General features: G+C 60.2%; 18 protein-coding genes. 9 read left to right on the top strand and 9 right to left on the bottom strand.

What is annotated here, in order from left to right; all coding sequences use genetic code 11:
* Positions 1-29: 29 nt before the first annotated feature.
* The gene (gene ligA, locus EX00_RS07610) at positions 30-2,183 is read left to right on the top strand and encodes an NAD-dependent DNA ligase LigA (RefSeq protein ID WP_047455664.1); all 2,154 of its coding nucleotides are present in this window, start codon (positions 30-32) and stop codon (positions 2,181-2,183) included.
* 40 nt (positions 2,184-2,223) lie between these two features.
* On the opposite strand, the gene EX00_RS07605 is transcribed toward ligA, so the two are convergent.
* Positions 2,224-2,760: a GNAT family N-acetyltransferase gene (locus tag EX00_RS07605; RefSeq protein WP_047455662.1), complete on the bottom strand. Its 537-nt coding sequence runs from the start codon at positions 2,758-2,760 to the stop codon at positions 2,224-2,226.
* 324 nt (positions 2,761-3,084) lie between these two features.
* Here EX00_RS07605 and EX00_RS07600 point away from each other — a divergent pair, with 324 nt between their 5' ends.
* Positions 3,085-3,579, top strand: coding sequence for a CreA family protein (locus EX00_RS07600; RefSeq protein ID WP_047455660.1), 495 nt, complete (start codon positions 3,085-3,087; stop codon positions 3,577-3,579).
* A gap of 265 nt (positions 3,580-3,844) precedes the next feature.
* Here the strand turns inward: EX00_RS07600 and EX00_RS07595 are convergent, their stop codons facing one another.
* Positions 3,845-4,309 carry a chemotaxis protein CheW gene (locus EX00_RS07595; RefSeq protein WP_047455658.1) on the bottom strand — a complete coding sequence of 155 codons (465 nt, stop codon included), beginning with the start codon at positions 4,307-4,309 and terminating at the stop codon, positions 3,845-3,847.
* A 379-nt stretch (positions 4,310-4,688) separates the two neighbouring features.
* On the opposite strand from EX00_RS07595, the gene EX00_RS07590 reads away from it, so the two are divergent.
* Genes EX00_RS07590 through EX00_RS07580 form a run of 3 tightly spaced genes read left to right on the top strand, consistent with a single transcriptional unit; the run spans position 4,689 to position 7,346 of the window.
* Positions 4,689-5,291, top strand: a complete 603-nt coding sequence (locus tag EX00_RS07590) for an SCO family protein (protein WP_047455657.1) — start codon at positions 4,689-4,691, stop codon at positions 5,289-5,291.
* A 7-nt stretch (positions 5,292-5,298) separates the two neighbouring features.
* Positions 5,299-6,447: an FAD-dependent oxidoreductase gene (locus EX00_RS07585; RefSeq protein WP_047455655.1), complete on the top strand. Its 1,149-nt coding sequence runs from the start codon at positions 5,299-5,301 to the stop codon at positions 6,445-6,447.
* Positions 6,448-6,467: 20 nt separating this feature from the next.
* Positions 6,468-7,346 carry a 50S ribosomal protein L11 methyltransferase gene (locus tag EX00_RS07580; RefSeq protein ID WP_047455653.1) on the top strand — a complete coding sequence of 293 codons (879 nt, stop codon included), beginning with the start codon at positions 6,468-6,470 and terminating at the stop codon, positions 7,344-7,346.
* 232 nt (positions 7,347-7,578) lie between these two features.
* Here EX00_RS07580 and EX00_RS31635 read toward each other — a convergent pair whose 3' ends face one another.
* Entirely contained in the window at positions 7,579-7,719 is a 141-nt protein-coding gene (locus EX00_RS31635) for a hypothetical protein (RefSeq protein ID WP_162184541.1), read from the bottom strand.
* 342 nt (positions 7,720-8,061) lie between these two features.
* Here EX00_RS31635 and EX00_RS07575 point away from each other — a divergent pair, with 342 nt between their 5' ends.
* A complete protein-coding gene (locus EX00_RS07575; RefSeq protein ID WP_047455651.1) occupies positions 8,062-9,897 on the top strand; it encodes an aminopeptidase P family protein in 1,836 nt (611 codons plus the stop codon).
* Positions 9,898-9,931: 34 nt separating this feature from the next.
* Here EX00_RS07575 and EX00_RS07570 read toward each other — a convergent pair whose 3' ends face one another.
* Together EX00_RS07570 and EX00_RS07565 are read right to left on the bottom strand one after the other, a co-directional pair.
* Complete coding sequence (locus EX00_RS07570) at positions 9,932-10,243, bottom strand: AzlD family protein (protein WP_047455648.1); 312 nt, start codon at positions 10,241-10,243, stop codon at positions 9,932-9,934.
* A 2-nt stretch (positions 10,244-10,245) separates the two neighbouring features.
* Entirely contained in the window at positions 10,246-10,968 is a 723-nt protein-coding gene (locus EX00_RS07565) for an AzlC family ABC transporter permease (RefSeq protein ID WP_047455647.1), read from the bottom strand.
* Between the two features lie 235 nt (positions 10,969-11,203).
* Here EX00_RS07565 and EX00_RS07560 point away from each other — a divergent pair, with 235 nt between their 5' ends.
* The gene (locus tag EX00_RS07560) at positions 11,204-11,455 is read left to right on the top strand and encodes a DUF2164 domain-containing protein (protein WP_007697121.1); all 252 of its coding nucleotides are present in this window, start codon (positions 11,204-11,206) and stop codon (positions 11,453-11,455) included.
* 6 nt (positions 11,456-11,461) lie between these two features.
* Here EX00_RS07560 and panB read toward each other — a convergent pair whose 3' ends face one another.
* The 3 genes from panB to EX00_RS07545 all read right to left on the bottom strand — a co-directional run bounded on the left by panB (position 11,462) and on the right by EX00_RS07545 (position 14,151).
* Entirely contained in the window at positions 11,462-12,283 is an 822-nt protein-coding gene (panB, locus tag EX00_RS07555; protein ID WP_047455645.1) for a 3-methyl-2-oxobutanoate hydroxymethyltransferase, read from the bottom strand.
* Between the two features lies 1 nt (position 12,284).
* Positions 12,285-13,160: a pantoate--beta-alanine ligase gene (panC, locus tag EX00_RS07550; protein ID WP_047455644.1), complete on the bottom strand. Its 876-nt coding sequence runs from the start codon at positions 13,158-13,160 to the stop codon at positions 12,285-12,287.
* 304 nt (positions 13,161-13,464) lie between these two features.
* The gene (locus EX00_RS07545) at positions 13,465-14,151 is read right to left on the bottom strand and encodes a helix-turn-helix transcriptional regulator (protein ID WP_052210686.1); all 687 of its coding nucleotides are present in this window, start codon (positions 14,149-14,151) and stop codon (positions 13,465-13,467) included.
* Between the two features lie 76 nt (positions 14,152-14,227).
* Here EX00_RS07545 and EX00_RS07540 point away from each other — a divergent pair, with 76 nt between their 5' ends.
* Together EX00_RS07540 and EX00_RS07535 are read left to right on the top strand one after the other, a co-directional pair.
* Entirely contained in the window at positions 14,228-15,118 is an 891-nt protein-coding gene (locus EX00_RS07540; RefSeq protein ID WP_047455642.1) for a DMT family transporter, read from the top strand.
* Positions 15,119-15,306: 188 nt separating this feature from the next.
* Positions 15,307-16,704 (top strand): hypothetical protein, encoded by a 1,398-nt coding sequence (locus EX00_RS07535; protein ID WP_047455640.1) that lies wholly within the window; start codon positions 15,307-15,309, stop codon positions 16,702-16,704.
* A gap of 1 nt (position 16,705) precedes the next feature.
* On the opposite strand, the gene EX00_RS07530 is transcribed toward EX00_RS07535, so the two are convergent.
* Positions 16,706-17,791, bottom strand: a complete 1,086-nt coding sequence (locus EX00_RS07530) for a glycosyltransferase family 4 protein (RefSeq protein WP_047455638.1) — start codon at positions 17,789-17,791, stop codon at positions 16,706-16,708.
* Positions 17,792-17,844: the final 53 nt, after the last annotated feature.

Genomic DNA, 17,844 nt, shown 5'->3' with positions numbered 1-17,844 from the left:
ACATCTCGGAAATCCGGGAGTGCGAATCCATGAGCAGCGAACAGAAGCCCGTTGAAGATTTGACCGAAGAAGAGGCCGCCGCAGCGCTCGCCTATCTGGCCGCCGAGATCGCGCGCAATGACGCGCTCTACCACGGCAACGACGCGCCGGAGATTTCGGATGCGGAATATGATGCGCTGAAACGGCGCAACGATGCCATCGAAGCGCGCTTTCCAGCACTCGTTCGCGCCGACAGCCCATCGCGGCGGGTCGGCGCCGCGCCGTCCGAAACCTTCATGCCTGTCGTGCATGCGAGACCGATGTTATCGCTCGACAATACCTTCTCGCAGGAAGACGTGCAGGATTTCGTCGCTGGCGTCTATCGCTTCCTCGGCCGGTTGCCGGACCAGTCCATCGCCTTCACCGCCGAGCCGAAGATCGATGGGCTCTCGATGTCGATCCGCTATGAGAATGGCCGGATGGTGAGTGCTGCAACGCGTGGCGACGGTACGACCGGCGAAAACGTCACCGCTAATATCCGCACCATCAGGGAAATTCCGCAGACCCTGCCGGCCGGCGCGCCCTCGGTCGTCGAGATACGCGGCGAGGTCTATATGGCCAAGAGCGATTTCCTGGCGCTGAACGCGCAAATGGAGGCGGAGGGCAAGCAGACCTATGTCAATCCGCGTAACACCGCAGCCGGCTCGCTGCGCCAGCTCGACGCCAAGGTCACGGCCAGCCGCAAGCTGAAATTCTTCGCTTATGCCTGGGGGGAAATGTCCGACATGCCGGCCGACACGCAGTTCGGCATGGTGCAAACGTTCGGAGAGTGGGGTTTCCCGGTCAATCCGCTGATGAAGCGGCTGAATTCGGTCGCCGATATTCTCGCGCATTATGATGAGATTGGCCTTCAGCGTCCGGATCTCGACTATGATATCGACGGCGTCGTTTACAAGGTCGACAGTTTGGAGCTGCAGGCGCGCCTCGGCTTCCGCTCGCGCTCGCCGCGCTGGGCGACTGCGCATAAATTCCCGGCCGAGCAGGCACTTACCCGGCTGCTCGATATCGACATCCAGGTCGGCCGGACGGGCGCTCTGACGCCGGTCGCTAGACTGGAGCCGATCACGGTCGGCGGTGTCGTGGTGACCAATGCGACGCTGCACAATGCCGATTACATCAAGGGCATCGGCAACAAGGGCGAGCCGATCCGCGATGGCCGCGATATCCGCATCGGCGACATGGTGATCGTGCAGCGCGCCGGCGACGTCATTCCGCAGATCGTCGATGTCGTTCTGGAAAAGCGAGAGGCGGCAAGCGCCGCCTATGAATTCCCCAAGACATGCCCGGTCTGCGGTAGCCATGCGGTGCGTGATATCAATGAGAAGACCGGCAAGGTCGATGCGGTGACGCGTTGTACCGGCGGCTTCATCTGCCGGGCGCAGGCGACGGAACATCTAAAGCACTTCGTCTCGCGCAATGCCTATGACATCGAGGGGCTCGGCTCGAAGCAGATCGATTTCTTTTTTGAAAGCGACGACCCGGCGCTGCAGGTTCGTACCGCGCCCGATATCTTTACCTTGGAAAGGCGGCAGCAGTCCTCGCTGACCAAGCTGGAGAATATTGACGGTTTCGGCAAGGTCAGCGTTTCCAAGCTCTATGCGGCTATCAACGAGCGGCGCGATATCGCCCTGCATCGCTTCATCTTCGCGCTCGGTATCCGACATGTCGGCGAGACCACGGCAAAGCTCTTGGCGCGCTCCTATGGCACCTACGAAGCTTTCGAGGCGGGGATGAAGGAGGCGGCTCCGCTTGCGGGCGACGCCTGGAACGACCTCAACAATATCGAGGGCATCGGCGAAGTGGTCGCCCGCGCCGTCGTCGAATTCTACAAGGAGCCGCGCAACGTCGAGGTGATTTCGAAGCTGCTTGACGAGGTGCGGCCACAGGAGGCCGAACAGCCGACCACCTCAGGCAGTCCCGTCGCCGGCAAGACGGTGGTTTTCACTGGCTCGCTGGAAAAATTCACCCGCGACGAAGCCAAGGCCAGGGCCGAAAGCCTCGGCGCCAAGGTCTCCGGCTCGGTCTCGAAAAAGACCGACATCGTGGTGGCGGGACCCGGCGCCGGCTCGAAGCTCGACAAGGCACGGGAATTCAACGTGCAAGTCATGACCGAGGATGAGTGGCTGGAACTGATCGCGGGGTGATATGGCGGCGGCCAATCGATGGATCTGCCGCCTATTGCGTTTACATCCTGATCCGCGCCATCGTGAAGGCATCCACATACGCGCCGTTGCGAAAGCCAAAGGCCCTGAGCCTTCCCTCGGTCTCAAAACCGAATTTCTCATAGAGCCCGATGGCGGGTGCGTTGTCGACATAGACGGTCAACTCCAGGCGCTTGATTGCCAGCCAGTTGTCGGCGGTGTCGACGAGCGCGCCAAGCAGCGCCGATCCGATGCCTCGCCCGACGAAATTGTCGTGGACGCCCATTCCGATGTGCGCGGTGTGGATCTGCCGGCCAGAATGGCGCTGCAGGCCGGCATTGCCGACAATCTGGTCCTCGAGGATGGCGACGAGCTTGATCGAGTCGGGCGTGGACTTTTCCAGCCATCGCCGCGTCTCCTCAATGGTCTGGAAGCGCAGGCGCAATGTGCCGGCACGAAAGCCGGGCAGATTGGCAATAAGGGCGATGCCTTCGGCGTCGGATGGAGCTGCGGCTCGAATCTCCGCTCCCACGGCTTTTCGTGGCCGTCGCTGGTCCGGATCTTGCTGTCCTGAGTTCATATGGCTCTCCTTGATATTCGGGAGGAGAGCAAGGACTTCAAACCCTGCTCGCCTCGGCAGGGTTGAAGGGGATCGCAGTCAGCTTAATGCAATGCTGCTCCCACTCGCCCTGCAAGGGGTGAGGTGATGAGAAGATGCATCATGGTGGCGCGGTTTGCGATCATGCCGCTAGCTTCCGGTGCTTTTGCTCCGAAGTCAACGGGATTGCCTGCTTGGAAGGGCGAGGGCGGTTGGTGGCCACGTTGGCCTCTTGCATCCCCCGAGGGCTATCTTACGTTAGCAATGCCGCTTGAACTCCCGGTGGCGCACGTCGGAGGATAGTTGATGACGTCTTTGAAGTTGCATGCCGCCATTGCCGCCTCGTTTCTGGCACTGGCACCCGTTTCCGCATCCGCCGAGGTCGTTGGCAAGGTCGGGGTGGACTGGACCGGCAATGACATTCTGGTCGATGCCGTGCCTGATCCGGGCGTCACCGGCGTCACCTGCCACGTCACCTATTTCGACCGCAGCGTCATCGATCGTTTGAGAAACGGCAACTGGTTCGAGGACCCCTCCAACAATTCCATTGCCTGCCGCCAGACAGGGCCGATCTCGATCGGGGACATCGATCTGTCGCAGGGCGGGGAGGAAGTGTTTCGTGCGGGGCTGTCGCTAATCTGGAAGAAGCTGGTGGTCACCCGGATCTACGACAAGAAGAACGATACGCTGATCTATCTCATTCATTCGCGCGAACTGACCAATGGTTCGGCAAAGATGGCGATTTCCACCATCCCGCTGTTCGGCCAGACCGTGACCTGGAAGAACGGCAAGCCTAACTGAGATTGCCGAGATGCTGCGCTGACAACCGTAAAGCGGCTTGTACCAAAAAAAGTTTAGCCTCTTAGTTGCCAAAACCACTTAAACGCTTCCGTATTGCATCATTTTGGTGCAATTTTATGGGCGAACGTGGGAGTGCCACTTCCATCCGTTCACGGCCTGCATGATCCGCCCGCGCCGACTACACCCCTGTCGACGTCGGTTCAGTAACATGATCGCCCTGAGGCTGTTGCTCCAGGGCGATTTTGATTCGTGCCATTGTCCGAAATCAGGCTGCCTGCGCCAGCTGCTCGGCGATGACCGTGTCGAGGTTGAGGAAACAGACCATGGTCTTTTCGCGCGCGATGATGCCGCGGCAGAAATCCCGCTGTGCCTCCGGAATGATTTCTGGCGGCGGCTGCAGGTCTTCGCTCTTGATGGTCATCATGTCGGACACCTGTTCGACCAGCAGCCCGACGAGCTTGCCGGCGATATCGGTCACGATAATGGCGGAGCGTTCGGATGGTTCGGTCATCTTCATGCCGAGACGGCAGGCCATGTCGATGACTGGGATCACCGCGCCACGCAGGTTGATGAGGCCGAGCACATAGGGCGGCGTATGCGGCATTGGCGTCACCGGCGCCCAGCCGCGGATTTCGCGGATGGCCATGATGTCTATGCAGAATTCCTGGTCGCCAAGATGGAAGGAGACGATCTCCAGATAGGCGCCTGTTTGTTTGATGGCATTCGTCATGGTGAAGAATTTCCCGTTTGGCGCCGGCGGCACGCGGCGTGGCGATTTCAAGAGGATCGGCTGGAGCGGTTCAAGGCAGCTACAGCATCCGAAGGCTTGAGCGCTTGAAAAGCGACTGGCTGCTTCGGCGGGCGTCATGCCCTTCTGGATGAAAATGGATCTGCCGCAGGTCTCGCGGCCGGCGAATCTGACTTCGCCTATAGGACTTTGATGTTGGCGCGAACTGATTAGGATAGCTTTAACGTGGAAGCGATTCCGGCATGCTCGAAAACATCTTCTTGAATTGCGTCCTCCAATTCAACCCGCTACACCCGGGCAATGATCGTCCGCCGTCTCGAATGCCGAGGTATTAGCCGGGCGTGGTGGGGAAGAAGCAGCGATGAAAACCGTGCGGATTGTTGTCTGGGTGGCCGTGTTGATCATGGCCGGAGTGCTGGGGTGGTTGACCTTCGGGGGCAGCAAGTCGCCGGAGGCGGCGGCCGAAGGACCCTATGGCGTGCCGTTCACGCTCACGGCGCAGAACGGCCAGCCGGTCAGCGAGCAGGCCTTTCGCGGCAAGCCGACGGCGCTGTTCTTCGGCTATACGCATTGCCCCGATGTCTGCCCGACGACCTTGTTTGAAATGAACGGCTGGATGCAGAAGGTCGATCCTGATGGCACGAAGCTGAACGCCTATTTCGTCACCGTCGATCCGGAGCGCGATACGCCCGCGATCATGAGCCAGTATGTGTCTAATGTCTCCAGCCGCATCACCGGCATTTCCGGCGATCCCGCCAAGGTGATGGACATGGTCAAGGGCTTCCGGGTTTATGCTAAGAAAGTTCCGCTCGACGAGAAGGATCCGAACGGCGATTATACAATGGACCACACCGCCTCGGTCTTCCTGCTTGACGCCTCTGGCCGCTTCGCCGGCACGATCGCCTATCAGGAGGACCCGGATATCGCGGTCAAGAAGCTGGAGAACCTGATCAAGAAGGGATAGGGCGCCTATGGGAGATAGGGCCGGGGGAGAGCGAAAATCCAGGTCGATCCTGATTGCGGGCGCGGGGCCGGCTGGCCTGACCGCGGCGCTGGAATTGGCTCGTCGCGGCTTTGTGCCGCGCATCGTCGATGATGGTGAAGGGCCGGTTCCCGTGGAGGAGAGCCGGGCTCTCGGCATCAACGCTCGTACCTTGACGCTGCTTTCGCCATCCGGTGTGACCGAGCGCATCGTTACAGCCGCGCAGGCGATCATGCATTTCCGAATCCATTCCGGAGCGAAGATTCTTGCCGATGTCGACACGCGGCAGGTGCCTGGCCGCTTCGGCGCCATGCATGTCCTGGCGCAGGGGGCGACCGAGCGGCTGCTGATCGAAGCGCTTGCCGCTTACGGCATCGCGCCGGAATGGCAGACCGCTGTCATCGCTGATCCGATCACCGATATCCTGCATCCGGAAGTGACGTTGCGGAGAGAGAGCGGGGATACGGAAACCGTTCGTCCCGATATCCTGATCGGTGCCGACGGTGCACATTCGGCGGTGCGCAAGGCGCTCGGCGCCGGTTTTCCCGGCGAGGCGCTGGAGGCTTATTTCTATATTGCCGATTTTCGCTATGCCAAACCGGTGGATACGCATTTCGTTGAAATCACGCTTTGCGATCCCGGCATGATCGGGCGTCTGCCGGTGTCTTCCGATGTCCTGCGCTATATCTCCACGCGGGAGGATTTTGAAAGTCGTATCGTTCATCCGGAGGTGGTTGCCGAGAAGGTCTGGGTCTCGCAGTTCCGCATTCATTTCCGCCACGTCGAGCCGATGGCCAAGGGCAATGTGTTCCTGGCGGGTGACGCGGCCCATATTCATTCTCCGGCAGGGGCTCGGGGCATGAATCTTGGTATAGAGGATGCCTGCTGGCTCGCCTGGCTCATTGCGGAAGGGCGCGAAGAGGAGTATTCGGCCCTCAGAATTCCAGCCGTGAAGCAGGTGCTGAAGCAGACTTATGGTTTGACCCGCTTGATCACCATGGAAAATGCGCTGGCGATCGCGGTGCGTAATCTGTTCGTGCCGCTGTTTTTGCGTTTCGGGCCGGCGCGGCGCAGGCTGCTTTACAATGTCGCCGGCTATGACACGCCGAAGCCGCCTTGGATCGACTGGGCCGAATAAGAGCAAGAAAGAGCGAAGAGTTGAGTGAAATCCGCCTTTACGTGACAACGACCGAGAAAAAGTCCGAGCAGGTTCTCGATCTGATGACGCCGGTGTTCGAAGACGAAGAGTTGCCGATCGCAACCAGCGAGATCGATGAGAAGAGCGACATCTGGGAAGCGTCGATCTATCTCTATGCGGATGATGAAGACGATGTGCGCGCGCGTTTTGCGGCCTTGCTGAAGCCGGCCTTTCCCGAGCTTGTCATCAAAAAGGAAGTCATTCCTGATGTCGATTGGATCGCCAAGTCGCTGGAAGGCTTGAAGCCGGTCCGCGCCGGGCGTTTTCTGGTGCACGGTTCCCATGACCGCGACAAGATCGGTTCGAGCGATATCGCGATCGAGATCGATGCCGGCCAAGCCTTCGGCACCGGCCATCACGGCACGACGGCGGGCTGCCTGGAGACGATCGAGACGGTGCTTGCCAGCCGGCGGGTGCGCAATGCGCTCGATCTCGGCACCGGCAGCGGTGTTCTGGCGATCGGGGTGCGCAAGCTGCGCAATATCCCGGTTCTCGCCACCGACATCGATCCGATCGCCGTCCGCGTCGCCCGCGAGAATGTCCGCCGCAACGGCATTGCCTCCGGCATTTCGCTGGAAACGGCACCCGGCTTTCATTCCACGGCCTTTTCCCGCCATGGGCCTTTCGACCTGATCATCGCCAATATTCTGGCCCGGCCGCTGATAAGGATGGCGCCGCAACTGGTTGCTCATCTGGCACCCGGCGGCTCGGTCATTCTCTCTGGTATCCTCGCCAACCAGCGCTGGAAGGTGCTGGCGGCCTATAATGGGGCCAAGATGCGCCATGTCCGCACCATCTGGCGCAACGGCTGGGTCACCATCCATCTCGACCGGCCCTAAAATCCTTCGCCCCGCTCTTGAACTTGTCGAAGGGGCGGGGAGAAGGGACTTTAGTATGGCCCTTAAAATGCAAAAGGCGATGCCGAAGCACCGCCTTGCAGATCGGTATTTGACCGATCTTGCCCGCGAGCGTGTGGAGGAGTGCTCAAGCGGGCTCTACCGTCCTGGTTCGATCCGGGTGGGAGGAGGAGTCCCGGGCCGATCCAATATGAACGTGTAGCTCTTGGAATTGTTAGTAGCGACCGCCACGGCTTGCGCCGATTGCTTTCGACGTTTCGACTTCGAGCTGACGAAGTGCGCCGATGGAGTGGCGTACGGTGCGCCGCTCGCCAGCCAGTGCCGGGCTAACATATGCGGAGCGAGAGATAGGCATTTTCATTGTCCTTTTCGAGCGGGTTCGTTGTGAACCCCGTTTGATGGGCTGCATATAGCGACTTGTTCTCCCGAGTGGCAGGGGGTGTGTTTCATGGGAGCTATGCATTATGTGCATATTGCATGCCGTGAAGATGTCACAATCGATGTCGGTTGCTCATGAAATGGGCGGAATCGTTAACGAGCGGCACATATCCGGCTAAAGGTGCGTAGGCTGGAGATTCACGTCCGCTCGTTCGCATGCGATCATGCGTGAAAATCGTTTCGCACCTGGCTGGATCATGCTCTAACATGCTGTTGCCGCACGGTTTCGCGGATTCTCGGTCAGTTTTCGGATTTAGCCATGTTCCAGTCTTTCGATGTCACGTCCACTCCACAATTCGGTCGCGAGCGCGTTACCGGCCTGCGCGCAGCCTTCAACGATCTTGGAATTGACGGCTTCCTCGTGCCCCGTGCCGACGAATATCAGGGTGAATATGTGCCCAAATGTTCGGAGCGCCTGGCCTGGCTAACGGGTTTCACCGGATCGGCCGGTGTGGCGCTCGTGACACAGTCGCAGGCCGTTGTTTTCGTCGACGGCCGCTATGTGACCCAACTCGCCGAACAGGTGGACCGATCCGTCTTCACCGGCGGCGATCTGGTCGACGAGCCGCCGCATGTCTGGCTGCCGCGTCATGCGAAGAAAGGGTTCAGGCTCGGCATTGATCCGTGGCTGCATACCGGCGCCGAAGTCCGGCGGCTGGAAAAGGCGTTGGCGGAAATCGGCGGCAAGCTGGTCTTTCTGCCGCATAACCCGCTCGACAAGCTCTGGGCCGACCGGCCGACCGAGCCGCTTGGCGGCGTCATCATCCAGGACATCGGGCAAGCCGGCATTTTGGCAAGGGACAAGCTGGCGACCATCGCGGCCGATCTGAAGGACAAGAACCTCAAGGCTGCCTTGATCACCGATCCGTCCTCCGTCGCCTGGATTTTCAATATTCGCGGCAACGACGTGCCGCACACGCCGCATCCGCTGGCGCGCGCCATCATCTATGCCGAGGGCGAAGCCGAGATTTTCCTCGACAAGCGCAAGACCAAGGTCGAGGCGGAGGCTTACCTCGCGCAGATCTGCAAGCAGCTTCCGCCATCCGAACTCGTCAAGCGCCTTACTGCGGCCTCCGCGAATGGCGGGCGCATCCTGGTCGATCCCGATCTAGCGTCCTATGCGCTGACCGACATCATCCGCCGCGAGGGTGGCGAGGTGGTGGAGGGCACGGATCCGGCAAAGCTGCCACGCGCTCGCAAGAATGCCGCCGAGATCAACGGCTCGGCCGCCGCCCATCTGCAGGATGGGGCCGCCATGGTCGAGTTCCTCTATTGGCTGGAGACCAGCAAGCCGGGCACGGTGACCGAAATCGCCGCTGCTGAACGGCTGGAGGCCTGCCGCGCCCATGTTGGCCAAAACATGCAGAACCCGCTGAAGGATATTTCCTTCGACACCATCTCAGGCGCCGGCGAGCATGCCGCGATTATGCATTATCGCGTGACGACGGAGACTGACCGGCTGATCCAGGCCGGCGAGTTGTTCCTGATCGATTCAGGCGCGCAATATATCAACGGCACCACCGACATCACCCGTACGGTCGGTATCGGTGCCGTCCCCGAGGAGCAGAAGCGGCTGTTCACGCTGGTGCTGAAGGGCATGATCGCCATCAGCACGGCGCGTTTCCCCAAGGGCACGCGCGGCTGCGATCTCGATCCGCTCGCGCGCATCGCTCTCTGGAAATCCGGCGTCGACTTCGCTCATGGCACCGGTCATGGCGTCGGCTCCTATCTCTCGGTGCATGAGGGGCCGCAGCGCATCTCGCGGCTATCGACGCAGGAATTGCTCCCTGGCATGATCCTGTCGAACGAGCCCGGCTATTATCGTCCAGGCCACTTCGGTATCCGCATCGAAAACCTGATCTATATTCGTGATCCCGAGGAAATCGACGGCGGCGATATCCCGATGCTCGGCTTTGAGACGCTGACCTTCTGCCCGATTGACCGCAGCGTAATCCTTCCGGAACTGCTGACGCATGACGAACTGCATTGGCTGAACGACTATCACACTAGGACTCGTGAAGCGCTGATGCCGCTGATCCACGACCCGAATATTCGGGCATGGCTTGAGAACGCGACGCTGGAGTTGAGCCATTGAAGTAGCTTACCTTCTCCCAGCTTGGGAGAAGGTATTAAATCCCGGCAAAGCGCCGCCATGCCATCACGACGATCCATCCGGTGATCAGCATGAATGTCGACGGATAGCGCAGGCCGACGAACAGCGCGACGGTCATCGCCGCCTTGGTATCCCAGCCGCCATTGAAGAAGGCTGGTGCCACGAGGGTGGTGAGAACGGCGGCGGGCACGGCATTCAGCGCCGCTTCGACGCGCGGCGGAATACGCGTCATCTTGACGATCAGTATGTAGCCGCCGATGCGCGTCATGAAGGTGACGACGGCGGCCGTCAGGATCAACAGGACCATGTGAAGGTCGAAATCGAACATGGTCAGACCTCGTGATTTTCGTGCGCGAGGTCGGGCTTGCGGTTCGCCTTGACTGGTGGCAGCACGGCGGCGAGCGCGACGCCGGCCAGTGCGCCGATGCTGACATGCCAGGGTGAACCGACATAGCGATAGGCGATGGCGGAGGCGGCAGCGCTGGCGATCACCACGGGCAGGAAATTGTCGCGCTTGCGGAAGCCGATGACGATGCCGAGGAAGTAGACCGGCAGCAGGATATCGAGGCCAATCGCCTTGGGGTCGCCGATCATGCTGCCGAGCAGGCCGCCGATGAGGCTGAGCACCACCCAGACGACATAGACGACAGCTGCGAAACCTAGATACCATGCGAAGGTCACGGGCTTGCCGCTCTCGTGACGCTTGACCGTTTCGGCAAATTGCGGATCGACCAGCAGGAAGAAGGTGAAGAATTTCTGGATCGGCGAGAAATGCCGGATATAGCGGGCGATCGCGGCCGAATAGAGCACATGGCGGAAATTGACCGCCAGGATTGACAGTACGATCAGCCAGGCCTGGACGTTGTGGCCGAACAAATCGATGCCCACCATCTGGCTGGCGCCGGCATAGACGGTGCCGCTCATCAGAGTCAGTTCACCGAGCGACATGCCCTGGTCGCGGGCCAGGGCACCGAACAATAAGCCGAATGGCGCCGCCGCGATGGCAACGGGAATGCCGCCCTTCAAGCCCTCAAAAAAATCCGCGCGACTCATGGTCCGCTCTGTCCTTCATGGGAATATCCGCGCATAACCGGCTGAATCCGCGTGGATTTAACGGGTTATATGCGGCGAAAAAATACAACTGGCTTGGCGCGTTGGATGGGATGCGCTGTGCACGGAGGAGCTGTAAGCTGGGAGGCAAGCATCGGCAATTCAATTTCCTTGATAGGACAATCGATTCCGTTGAACATCCGATCAGATATGTCCACGAAACGCCTGGGTGTCATCGATGAAGAAAATCACCTTCCCGAAGGAAGAAAAGGCCGCGATCGTGGTCCGCCTTCAGAAATATTTCGCCGACGAACTCGATCAGACGATCGGCACGCTGCCGGCGGAATTCCTGCTCGATTTTTTCACCACCGAAATCGGCCCGCATTTCTACAATCAAGGCCTGCGCGACGCCCATGCGGCGCTGATGACCAAGATGGAGGATTTTGGCGAGGCGATCTATCTGTTGGAGAGGGAGGCGGAGAAGCGCTGATCGGCTCTATTTCTTCGGTTGGAACGTATGCTCCGGCCCCGGGAATGTCCGCGCCTTCACCTCTTCCGCATAAGCTTCCACCGCTTTGGAAACCGTCGGCGCCAGTTCGGCAAAGTGCTTCACGAAGCGCGGTTTGAAATCGCTGAAGAGGCCGAGCATGTCGTCGGAGACGAGGATCTGGCCATCGCAGGCGGGGGAGGCGCCGATGCCGATGGTGGGAATGCTGACCGAAGCCGTGATCTCGCGGGCAAGCGGTTCGACGGTGCCTTCGACAAGGAGCGCGAAGGCGCCGGCTTCCTCGATTGCTTTTGCATCCCGCCGGATCTTCTCGGCTTCTTCTTCCGAGCGGCCTAGCGCGCGATAGCCGCCTGCCGTTTTCACCTGCTGCGGCATCAGCCCGACATGGCCAAAGACCGGCACGCCGCGAGCGGTCAGGAATGCGACGGTCTCTGCCATCTCTTCCCCGCCCTCCAGCTTGACGCCGTCGCAGCCGGTTTCTTTCAGGATCCGCACGGCATTGCGGAAGGCTTGCTCCTTCGATTCCTGATAGGAGCCGAAGGGCATGTCGACGATGACGCAGGCTTTTTGGACGCCGCGCATGACGCCCTGGCCATGGGCAATCATCATCTCCAGCGTCACGCCGACCGTCGATTCCATCCCGTAAAGCACCATGCCGAGGGAATCGCCGACCAAAAGCAGGTCGCAATGCGGGTCGAGCAGCCGGGCAATCGGCGTCGTATAGGCCGTCAGACTGACTATCGGGCGCGTGCCCTTCATCGCCTCGATCTGGGTGGGGGTGTTACGTTTGGTCTGTCCGGTAGCGCTCATGTCAGGCGGCCTTGTCGCTGGCGGCCTGCTTGTGGCCGATGACGCGGTTGTCGAGCAGGCGGGTCGCGCCGATACGCACGAAGAGGGCGACGAGGATCGGCTGGCCTTGCAGGCTCGTCAGCGGTTCCAGCGTGTCGGGATGGCGGACGGCGGCAACTTCGGGTGTTGCCAGCGGCTCGCTGGCGATGAAGTCGCGCAGTGCCGCTTCGAATGCGATGGGATCGTCGGCGCCCTCGTTATAGAGCCGTTCGGCTTCGGCCAGCGCCTTCGGCACGATGACGGCGGCGGCGCGCTGTTCGGTCGAGAGGTAGACGTTGCGCGAGGATAGCGCCAGGCCATCGGCATCACGGATGGTCGGCACCGGCACGACGCGGACCGGCTGGGCGAGATCCTCCACCATGCGGCGGATGATCGCCACCTGCTGGTAATCCTTCTCGCCGAAATAGGCGCTGTCGGGCTGAACGATGTTGAAAAGCTTGGTGACGACGGTGGCGACGCCGGCGAAATGGCCGGGGCGAACCGCGCCTTCCAGCTCCATGCCGAGCTTTGGCACATCGATGATCGTTTCCATCGGCCGGGGATACATGTCGACGACAGCGGGCGCGAAGATGAAATCAACCTTGCCGTCGCGCAGCATGGCGCTGTCGCGCTCGAGATCGCGCGGATATTTCGCCAGATCCTCGTTGGCGCCGAATTGTAGCGGATTGACGAAGATCGAGACGACGACGATGTCGGTTTCCGCCCTGGCGCGGGAAACCAGTTCCATGTGACCGGTATGCAGATAGCCCATGGTCGGCACCAGGCCGATGCTTTTGCCGGCCCTACGATGCGCGACAAGGCGCTCGCGCAATGCGGCTATCGTGCTGATGGTCTCCATAATGCTCCTCCACGGACGCGCCGCCCGACGCTTGTCCGTCTCCCGTCTTTTGATTTTGGCGGCTCTTCTAACGTGTGCAGTGCAAAAAGGCAATTCAAGGAGAGGCGGTCATTCGCCCTTGTGGTGTGAGACGGCTCACCCCAGAACTATCCGTTTCATGACGGGAACTATCCGCGCCGATGGTCGCTTTCGGCCCGAAGTGGACATTTCCATCGCAAAAGTCGGTCGAGAAACGCAGACTTTGAGAGATATTTGCCACACACAGATTTTCTGCTGTTACGGGTTGGGGAATTTGCCGCGAATGTCAGGAGTTCTGCGAACGCTTGGCCATCCACTCGACCATAAGAGGGTTGCTGTCGGCGGCATACCGCTCTTCGAGCACTTCGGATTGCAGGATGCGATCTGCCCGGAAATGACGGTAGTCTTCGCGAAGCTCGCACCAAGCAGCGATCAAGGTCACATCGACATAGTAAACTGTGGCGATAGGCCAGATCGTGCGCCGTGATCGGCGCTGTTGCTCGTCGAGATAAGTGATGGCGATCTTGCGACATGCCCGGATGGCATTGCGCACGTCGAGCAGTTCGATCCCTTCAGGTCGCACGGCATCCCCCTCCGACACATAAAACCGGGGTGATGCAAGATAAGAGCGCAGTTCTTTCGGGACGATATGTTGAAGCTTGTTCAGAACGCTTTCGGCCGCTTCCTGCAATTTCGGATCGCGGATGCGATGAATGAGGTTTGCTCCGACCGTGATGGCTTCTATTTCCTCCATTGTGAACATCAAGGGTGGGAGATCAAACCCCTTTCGTAGCATATAGCCAAGCCCAGGTTCACCCTCGATCGGAATTCGACGGGCCTGCAAGGTTGCGATGTCTCGATAGACGGTGCGAGTCGTCACTTCCAACTTTTGCGCCAGCGTGGCGGCCGTCGTCGGCTGCGTCTTTCCGCGCAGCGCCTGGATAATATCAAAAAGACGATCCGCACGGCGCACGCGCAGCCTCCAAGGTCACTGACAAAACGGTGTCAGTAGCATTGGAGTATAAAGCTGCGGATGCAAGGGGGGCGCCATGGAAGATGATCGAAACAAGTGGCTCGGTACACTGCTGATTATAGGCTCTGCGATCGCTTATAGCCTTTCCGGATATTTTACCCGGCTTATTATGCTCGACGTCTGGACGGTCCTGTTCTGGCGCGGGATCTTCGGTGGGTTGTTCATCGGCACTTATGTGGTCTGGCGTTACCGGAAAGACCTGTTGGTGGTGATCCGAGCCATTGGAATGGCTGGCTTCTGGGTCATGGTCTTGTCCACAGTAGCCACGATCTGCTTCATAAATGCCCTGCGTCTGGCTCCGGTGGCAGACGTGATGACAATCCACGCGGCACTTCCCTTCATGACCGCCATCCTCGCGCTTGTCTTCACAGGCGAGCGAGAGGACTGGGCGACATGGGCGGCCAGCTTCATGGCGCTTGTTGGCGTCATGATCATCGTCAACCCGCAAGCCTCGGGCGGCCATCTGGCAGGCTACGCCTTCGCGACGACGATGGCGTTATCCTATGCCGCAATGATGGTCATCATTCGCAAGAACCGCCAAGTTTCCATGCTGCCGGCCGCCGGCCTGTCGGCCTTTCTCTGCGCGTTTGTAGTGCTGCCATTCGCTCAGCCCATGCAGGTGACGGCCCCGGCCATGTTAGATCTTGTGCTGTTCGGAACCGTCCAATTCGGTCTCGGTCTGCTGTTGATGACTGTCGGAACCCGGCTGATCTCTGCCACGCGTTCCGCTCTGATAGGCAGCATGGAAAACCCTCTCGCGCCGCTGTGGGTATGGCTGGCCTTCGGGGAACTTCCCGCATGGGCTACTTGGCTCGGTGGCGGCCTTGTCATGGGAGCGGTGATCTTTGACGTTCTGACGAAATCGAAGCGGCGACAAAAAAGTGCTGAGGCCCTGGCTCCAGACTAAGACGATTGTCGCAAAAATCCCAACTAGAGCGACACCTATTTCCTGACTTCTGCGACATGCAAAACAACTGAAACGCCCACTCTTGGCGCAAAGCGGTCATCTTTTCATCAATGGCCTTTGCTTTCTAATTCCGCAATTATCCCTCCAAGATTAGCCCTTTCCTCAATCTTTTCCGGTTAACTGCCACCATGGCAAAGATCGTGGCATTGGCGGCATATTTTTATCAGGCGGCGATTGCTTTCGGGCTGCTGATCGCGGTGGCGCATCTGTTGGCTCCGGCGGATTATGCCGCCTATTCGCTGTTTATCTCCATCAGCCAGTTCGCGGCGATCTTCTGTTTCGAGTGGATCCGCTTTGCCTGCAGCCGCTTCTATCCCGGTCAGGCGTCCGGCAGCGAGGCGGCGGAGCGTACGGCGTTGAGCATCGAGTTTGCCGCTTGCGCCGTGATCTGCATTCTGGTTGCCGGTGCGTCGATCTTCTTTTCTGTCGCGCCCGAGATCGCGGTGCTTGGCAGCCTTGTGGTCATCCTTCAGGGTGGCAGCGACCTGCATCTGACCATGCTGCGCTTCCGCCAGGAGTTTCACGCCTTTTCACGCCTGCAGGGTTCGCGTGCCACCATTCTGGCCATTGGCACACTGGCCGGTGCGGCGATCGCGCCGAATTTCACCTCTACAGTGGCCGGTCTGCTCGGTGGTTATGTCGCCTATAGCATCCTGGCGATGTTTCTCACTCGCAACAGCCTGCGCGAAGCGGCGGGCTTCCGGCCGCCGCTGGTCAGAAAGCATTTCGTTTACGGCAGTGTGGCGGCTGGTGCCTCGGTCATCGGGCTTCTGGCGCCGCTTGGTCTGAAATCGATCCTGACGGCGGTATTGGGGGCGGGCGGTGCGGCGGGGGCACTGCTGGCGCTTGATCTATTGCAGCGGCCCTTTGTGCTCATTGTCGCGGCGCTGCAGGCGATCCAATATCCCGATGTGGTCGCGACCTATGATCGCGAGGGCGCCACACTGGCTTTCAGGCGTCAGCTTGGCGGCTATTACTCGCTGCTGTCGGGTTTCACATTGATGACGGCGGCGGGGATTTTCGCGCTGCTGCAACCGGTCGGCCATTTCGTCATCGCGTCGGGTCTGCGTGATGGTTTTCTGGCCGCCGCGCCATTTGTCACCGGCCTTGCTGTCTGCCGGGCCTTGACGCTCAACATGCTACCGACGCCGGCGCATCTGCGCCATCGGCTGTCGGCGATCTTCCTGTTGGCGGTGGTGGATTGCGTGCTACTCAATGCCGGGGCCTTGGCGGGCGGGTATCTTCATTCCTTCAGCGACGGTGCGTTGATGGCGGGCGGCATGGTCGGGGCACTGATCGCGATGCTGATCGGGGTTAAGGTGCTGATGGCGCTGCCGTTTGACTTCGTCTGGCAACCGGTCGTGCTTTCCGCCGTCGGGCTTGCCGTGCCTGTCCTTGCGACCGCCGGCTTCCACTATTCGCTGTGGATCTCGGTGGCGGCGGGGATTATCGGCGGTGGTGTCTTCTGCCTGCTCGGCCTCTACAGCTATTTCGTGACGATGTTCCGCCCACGAATGGCCTCGTAACTCAGAGACTTTCGAGCATTCTCAGCACTTTTTCGGCGCTACTATCCCAGGAGAAGCGGGCGACATTCTCGTGGCCCTTTTGGCGAAGATCCGCGCGCAACGCCTCATCGCCGGCGATCCGGCGCATGGCTGTGACCAGCTCATCCTGTTTCATCGGGTCGAAGTAGAGCGCGGCGATGCCCGAGGCTTCGCGCACGGCGAGGATATCGGCCGCAAGCACAGGGCAGCCCTGGGTCATAGCCTCCAGCGGCGGAATGCCGAAGCCCTCGTAGAGGCTTGGGAAGACGAATGCGGTGGCATGGCGCTCGAGTGCGGCGATTTCTGCATCGCTCAGCCGGCCGGGGAAGAGCATATGGTCGTTGGATCGAGGGCCATCCGATTTGAACACGGTCGGCGCGGTGCCGCCGACGACCACCAGTTTTTGATCGGGATCGCCAAGTGCTTCGAAGGCGCGGATGGCGAAATCGAGGTTCTTGTTTGGCTTCATCGTGCCGACCAGCAGGAAGAAGCCGTTCCTCTTGAGGCCGAGGCGCTGGATGATGGTTTCGTCTGGCTCAATGGCGGCAAAGTGATCGACGGCGTTGTAGACGACATCGATGCCGTCTGCGGGGACGCGGAAGACGGAGGCTAGCTCCTTGCGGGAGAAATCCGAGACGGTGCCGATCTTCGCTGTACGAGTCAGGATCGAGCCGAGCGCGCCGTGCAGCAGGCGATAGCTGCGCTTGAACGACTGTGGATGGCGGAAGATCGTCACGTCATGGATGATCACGACTTGCCGGCGATGCAGCAGCGGACCACTGCCGCCGAAGCCGATCAGTGGGCCGCCTCGAGAGCGGGCAAGCAGCGCAGTCTGCTCCCAGAGATGGCCGGGGCCGGAGCCGAAGGCATCGACCGATATGGCCGAGAGTTCGATATCGACCGGCGTGTTGCGCGGCACGGCCAGCCGCCAGCTTGCACCCTTCAGCGCGGCGGGCACGGCACCGGCGGCGATCTTGCGGTCGAGCGCCAGCGTCAGTTCGCGCGCGAAACGCTGCACGCCTGACAATGGCTGGCCGAGAAAACGTCCGTTGATGGTGATCGAGTGCACGCGAATATCCCGATTTTCTAATATCTGGAATAGTTTGCGTCATTTTCTTTAGA

It is taken from the genome of Martinezella rhizogenes (genome assembly GCF_000799715.1).
GTDB classification, from domain to species: domain Bacteria; phylum Pseudomonadota; class Alphaproteobacteria; order Rhizobiales; family Rhizobiaceae; genus Rhizobium; species Rhizobium rhizogenes_C.
Note: the sequence above shows the minus strand (reverse complement) of the source record. Positions and strands in the feature narration are given on the sequence as shown.

What these genes read in the sequence shown, in the direction of transcription:
- ligA (WP_047455664.1), top strand. Translation starts at nt 30, where the DNA reads ATGAGCAGCGAACAGAAGCCCGTTGAAGATTTGACCGAAGAAGAGGCC.
- EX00_RS07605 (WP_047455662.1), bottom strand. Translation starts at nt 2,760, where the DNA reads ATGAACTCAGGACAGCAAGATCCGGACCAGCGACGGCCACGAAAAGCC.
- EX00_RS07600 (WP_047455660.1), top strand. Translation starts at nt 3,085, where the DNA reads ATGACGTCTTTGAAGTTGCATGCCGCCATTGCCGCCTCGTTTCTGGCA.
- EX00_RS07595 (WP_047455658.1), bottom strand. Translation starts at nt 4,309, where the DNA reads ATGACGAATGCCATCAAACAAACAGGCGCCTATCTGGAGATCGTCTCC.
- EX00_RS07590 (WP_047455657.1), top strand. Translation starts at nt 4,689, where the DNA reads ATGAAAACCGTGCGGATTGTTGTCTGGGTGGCCGTGTTGATCATGGCC.
- EX00_RS07585 (WP_047455655.1), top strand. Translation starts at nt 5,299, where the DNA reads ATGGGAGATAGGGCCGGGGGAGAGCGAAAATCCAGGTCGATCCTGATT.
- EX00_RS31635 (WP_162184541.1), bottom strand. Translation starts at nt 7,719, where the DNA reads ATGCCTATCTCTCGCTCCGCATATGTTAGCCCGGCACTGGCTGGCGAG.
- EX00_RS07575 (WP_047455651.1), top strand. Translation starts at nt 8,062, where the DNA reads ATGTTCCAGTCTTTCGATGTCACGTCCACTCCACAATTCGGTCGCGAG.
- EX00_RS07570 (WP_047455648.1), bottom strand. Translation starts at nt 10,243, where the DNA reads ATGTTCGATTTCGACCTTCACATGGTCCTGTTGATCCTGACGGCCGCC.
- EX00_RS07565 (WP_047455647.1), bottom strand. Translation starts at nt 10,968, where the DNA reads ATGAGTCGCGCGGATTTTTTTGAGGGCTTGAAGGGCGGCATTCCCGTT.
- EX00_RS07560 (WP_007697121.1), top strand. Translation starts at nt 11,204, where the DNA reads ATGAAGAAAATCACCTTCCCGAAGGAAGAAAAGGCCGCGATCGTGGTC.
- panB (WP_047455645.1), bottom strand. Translation starts at nt 12,283, where the DNA reads ATGAGCGCTACCGGACAGACCAAACGTAACACCCCCACCCAGATCGAG.
- panC (WP_047455644.1), bottom strand. Translation starts at nt 13,160, where the DNA reads ATGGAGACCATCAGCACGATAGCCGCATTGCGCGAGCGCCTTGTCGCG.
- EX00_RS07540 (WP_047455642.1), top strand. Translation starts at nt 14,228, where the DNA reads ATGGAAGATGATCGAAACAAGTGGCTCGGTACACTGCTGATTATAGGC.
- EX00_RS07535 (WP_047455640.1), top strand. Translation starts at nt 15,307, where the DNA reads ATGGCAAAGATCGTGGCATTGGCGGCATATTTTTATCAGGCGGCGATT.